Annotated in this window: 2 protein-coding genes; one reads left to right on the top strand and one right to left on the bottom strand. The window is 69.0% G+C overall.

The window, feature by feature from the left end; genetic code table 11:
* Nucleotides 1-69 precede the first annotated feature (69 nt).
* On the bottom strand, nucleotides 70-2913 hold the full coding sequence (gene secA, locus DQW06_RS27450) for a preprotein translocase subunit SecA (protein ID WP_013154743.1): 2844 nt from the start codon (nucleotides 2911-2913) through the stop codon (nucleotides 70-72).
* 456 nt (nucleotides 2914-3369) lie between these two features.
* On the opposite strand from secA, the gene DQW06_RS27445 reads away from it, so the two are divergent.
* On the top strand, nucleotides 3370-3894 hold the full coding sequence (locus DQW06_RS27445) for a hypothetical protein (RefSeq protein WP_013154744.1): 525 nt from the start codon (nucleotides 3370-3372) through the stop codon (nucleotides 3892-3894).
* The last annotated feature ends 92 nt before the right edge of the window (nucleotides 3895-3986 follow it).

The following is a 3986-nucleotide window of genomic DNA, read 5'->3' as shown; positions in this document are numbered from 1 at the left end:
GGCGCGGCCCCCGTGGGAGCCGCGCCCGAGCGCGTTTCGTTCCGGCTGCCGCCGGGGCCTACCGTCCGCCTACTTGGCGGCCGGGTCGCCGTGGCACTTCTTGTACTTCTTGCCGGAGCCGCACGGGCAGGGCGCGTTGCGCGCCGTGCCGGAGTACTCGTCGGCCGTCTCGCTGTGGCGCTCGACGGTGCCGTCCTCACTCGGCGCGGAGTACTGGAGCCGGTTGGGCTGGCCCTCGCCGAAGCCGGGGACGACCACGTCCTCGGCGGGCTCGGCCTCCTCCACCGGGGAGGCGGCGTCCTGGACCTCCTCGTCCTCCTCCACCGCGGTCGCGACGGCGGTCGCGCTGGCGGAGCCGCCGACTGCCGCGGCGGTCTTGGCCGCGGCGGCGGTGGTGAGGGCGGGCTCCTCCTTCTTGCGGACCTGCACCTCGACGTTGAAGAGGTAGCCGACGGACTCCTCCTTGATGGCCTCCAGCATCTGCTGGAACATGTCGAATCCCTCGCGCTGGAACTCGATCAGCGGGTTGCGCTGCGCCATGGCGCGCAGCCCGATGCCCTCCTGGAGGTAGTCCATCTCGTAGAGGTGCTCACGCCACTTGCGGTCCATGACCTGGAGGATGACCCGGCGCTCGACCTCGCGCATGGCCTCCTCGCCCAGCTCGGCCTCGCGGGCCTCGTAGGCGGTGTTGGCGTCCTCCACCACGCGGTCCGCGATCACCTCGGTGGTCAGCGTGTGCAGGTCGCCGTTCTCCTCGATGAACTCGTCGACGGTGAAGCTGATCGGGTAGACCTGCTTGAACGCCCGCCAGAGCTTGTCGAGGTCCCAGTCGCTGGGGTCGCCGCTGGCGGTCTCCTCCACGACGTAGCCGCGCAGGACCTCCTCCAGCATGCTCATGACCTGGTCGCGCAGGTCCTGGCCCTCCAGGACCTTGCGGCGCTCGGCGTAGATGACCTTGCGCTGGCGGTTGAGGACCTCGTCGTACTTGAGGACGTTCTTGCGGATCTCGAAGTTCTGCGTCTCGACCTGGCCCTGCGCGGAGGCGATCGCCTTGCTGACCATGCCGGACTCGATGGGCTGGTCGTCCGGGATGTTCAGCTGGTTCATGAACGCCTCCAGACGGCTGCTGTTGAACAGGCGCAGCAGGTCGTCCTGGAGGGAGAGGTAGAAGCGGGAGATGCCGGGGTCGCCCTGGCGGCCGGAGCGGCCGCGGAGCTGGTTGTCGATGCGCCGCGACTCGTGGCGCTCGGTGCCGAGCACGTACAGGCCGCCGGCCTCGACGACCTTCTCGTGCTCCTCCTCGTAGTCGGCCTTGGCCTTCTCCAGCGCCTCGGGCCAGGCGGCCTCGTACTCCTCGGGGGTCTCCAGCGGGCTCAGTCCGCGGCCCTGGAGCTCCTCGTCGGCGAGGAAGTCGGGGTTGCCGCCCAGCATGATGTCGGTACCGCGACCGGCCATGTTGGTGGCGACGGTGACCGCGCCGAGCTTGCCCGCGCGGGCGATGATCGCGGCCTCACGGGCGTGGTTCTTGGCGTTGAGGACCTCGTGGGGCACGCCCTCGCGCTTGAGCATCCGGGACAGCAGCTCGGACTTCTCGACGCTGGTGGTACCGACCAGGACGGGCTGCCCGGCCTCGTGGCGCTCGGCGATGTCCTCGGCGAGCGCCTGGAACTTGGCGTCCTCGTGCTTGTAGACGACGTCCTTGACGTCCTGGCGGACCATCGGCTTGTTGGTGGGGATGGGCACCACGCCGACGTTGTAGGTCTGGGTGAACTCCGCCGCCTCGGTCTGGGCGGTACCGGTCATGCCGGCGAGCTTCTCGTAGAGGCGGAAGTAGTTCTGGAGGGTGACCTTGGCGAGAGTCTGGTTCTCGTCCTTGATCTTGACGCGCTCCTTGGCCTCGATGGCCTGGTGCATGCCCTCGTTGTAGCGGCGGCCCGCGAGGACGCGGCCGGTGAACTCGTCGACGATGAGGACCTCACCGTCCTTGACGATGTACTCCTTGTCCCGCTTGTACAGCTCCTTGGCCTTGAGCGAGTTGTTGAGGAAGCTGATGAGCGGGGTGTTGACGGCCTCGTAGAGGTTGTCGATGCCCAGCCAGTCCTCGACCTTGGCCACGCCGGACTCGGTGATGCCGACGGTGCGCTTCTTCTCGTCGACCTCGTAGTCCTCCTCGCGCTTGAGGCGCGGGGCGATCTTGGCGAACTCGGCGTACCACCGGGAGTTCTGCTCCGAGGGGCCGCTGATGATCAGCGGGGTGCGGGCCTCGTCGATGAGGATGGAGTCGACCTCGTCGACCAGGGCGAAGTAGTGCTCGCGCTGGACGGTGTCCTTGAGCGAGAGCGCCATGTTGTCGCGCAGGTAGTCGAAGCCGAACTCGTTGTTCGTGCCGTAGGTGATGTCGGCCTGGTAGGCGCTGCGGCGGTCGGCCGCGGTCATCTGCGGTCCGACGACGCCGACCTCGAGGCCGAGGAAGTGGTAGATGCGGCCCATGTTCTGGGCGTCGCGCTTGGCCAGGTAGTCGTTGGTCGTGATGACGTGGACGCCCTTGCCCGCGAGCGCGTTGAGGTAGACCGCGAGGGTGCCGGTCAGGGTCTTGCCCTCACCGGTCTTCATCTCGGCGATGTTGCCGAGGTGCAGCGCGGCGCCGCCCATGATCTGGACGTCGAAGTGGCGCTGGCCCAGGGTGCGCTTGGCCGCCTCCCGGACGGTGGCGAAGGCCTCCGGGAGCAGGTCGTCCAGGGACTCCCCGTCCTCGTAGCGCTCCTTGTACTCCCCGGTGAGGTCGCGCAGCTCCTCGTCGGTGAGGTCGACGTAGTCTTCCTCGAGCGAGTTGACCTGGTCCTTCAGCTTGTTGAGTCGGCGCAGGATCTTTCCCTCACCCGCGCGCAGGAGCTTGTCGAGTATCCCTGGCACTTCCTATGCGCTCCTCGCAGATCGCGGTTGGCTCCACCCACGTGGAGTTCAGATCTAGGCCCGCTGACCGCTTTCCCGTGGCCGCGGAGGACGGCGGGGGTTCCTGGGCCCTCGGCCCTACATCCTAGAGGACACGAACCCTACGCCCACCCTCTCAGGTGGAGCGGCCCGTCCGCACGTTTCCCTGTGCGCAACGAAGAGAACCAACCGATATGTTCCCGCATGTCACAGACCTGGCAGAGGGTTCGGAAGGTTTTTGGCGACGTCCCGGTACCAGGGGGGATCGGATACCGGCGCGGACGGGGCGCCGGTCGCGTACGCCGACCGCCCCCCTCGCTTTCGGCGTGGGCGCCGATGGCTCCCGGCTTTCGTGGGTAGGCACGTGGTAGGAGGTCGCACCGCGGCCGAACGGCCGCGGACGGACCGGACGCGAACGTGTTCCCAGGGGGGATCACCATGCGAACGAACCGAGACAAGAAGGACCGCGGGGCACGGGGCGGCGAGGGCCGTGAGGCGAGGGACATGTCGGCCCCCTCCCCGCGTTCTCCCGACGACGTGGCCAAGGAGGCCGTCGGGGAGTCGCCCGTACTGCGGCGCGACCCGGTGGCCGACGACCCGGCGCTGGCCTGGGAGAAGGAGCATCCCGACAGCGACAGCCGTTTCGGGCGCATCCGGGGCTTCCAGCACCAGGGCGGCAGTCTCGCACCGAGCAACAGCCATCGCGGGCGCGTGTCGTCGTGGGCGGCGGTCCTGCTGGCGTGCGTCGGGTTCGTCGTGGGCGGGGTCGGCGTCGCCATGGGGATGTCCGTGGTCCTGCTGGTGGTCGCCGCGGTCCTGCTGGTGGCGGCGGCCGTCGTGGCCCTGGTCTTCGACCTGATGAGCGACGTCGTCCTCGACACGCCCCGGGCCGAGCCCGAGGAGCCGCACGACACCCCGCTGCACCGGATCAAGCAGGAGGAGGCCGAGCACCGGCCCGAGTAGGCGCGATTCGAGGGCCCGACCGGCCGGGACGGGGGACGGGTTCCTGGCCGGGTACGGGGGAGGGAGCGCACACCGCCGCGGCGGGTCCGAGC

It is taken from the genome of Nocardiopsis sp. TNDT3 (assembly GCF_003427465.1).
Lineage (GTDB): Bacteria > Actinomycetota > Actinomycetes > Streptosporangiales > Streptosporangiaceae > Nocardiopsis > Nocardiopsis dassonvillei.
This window is presented reverse-complemented; position numbering and strand designations above follow the sequence as displayed.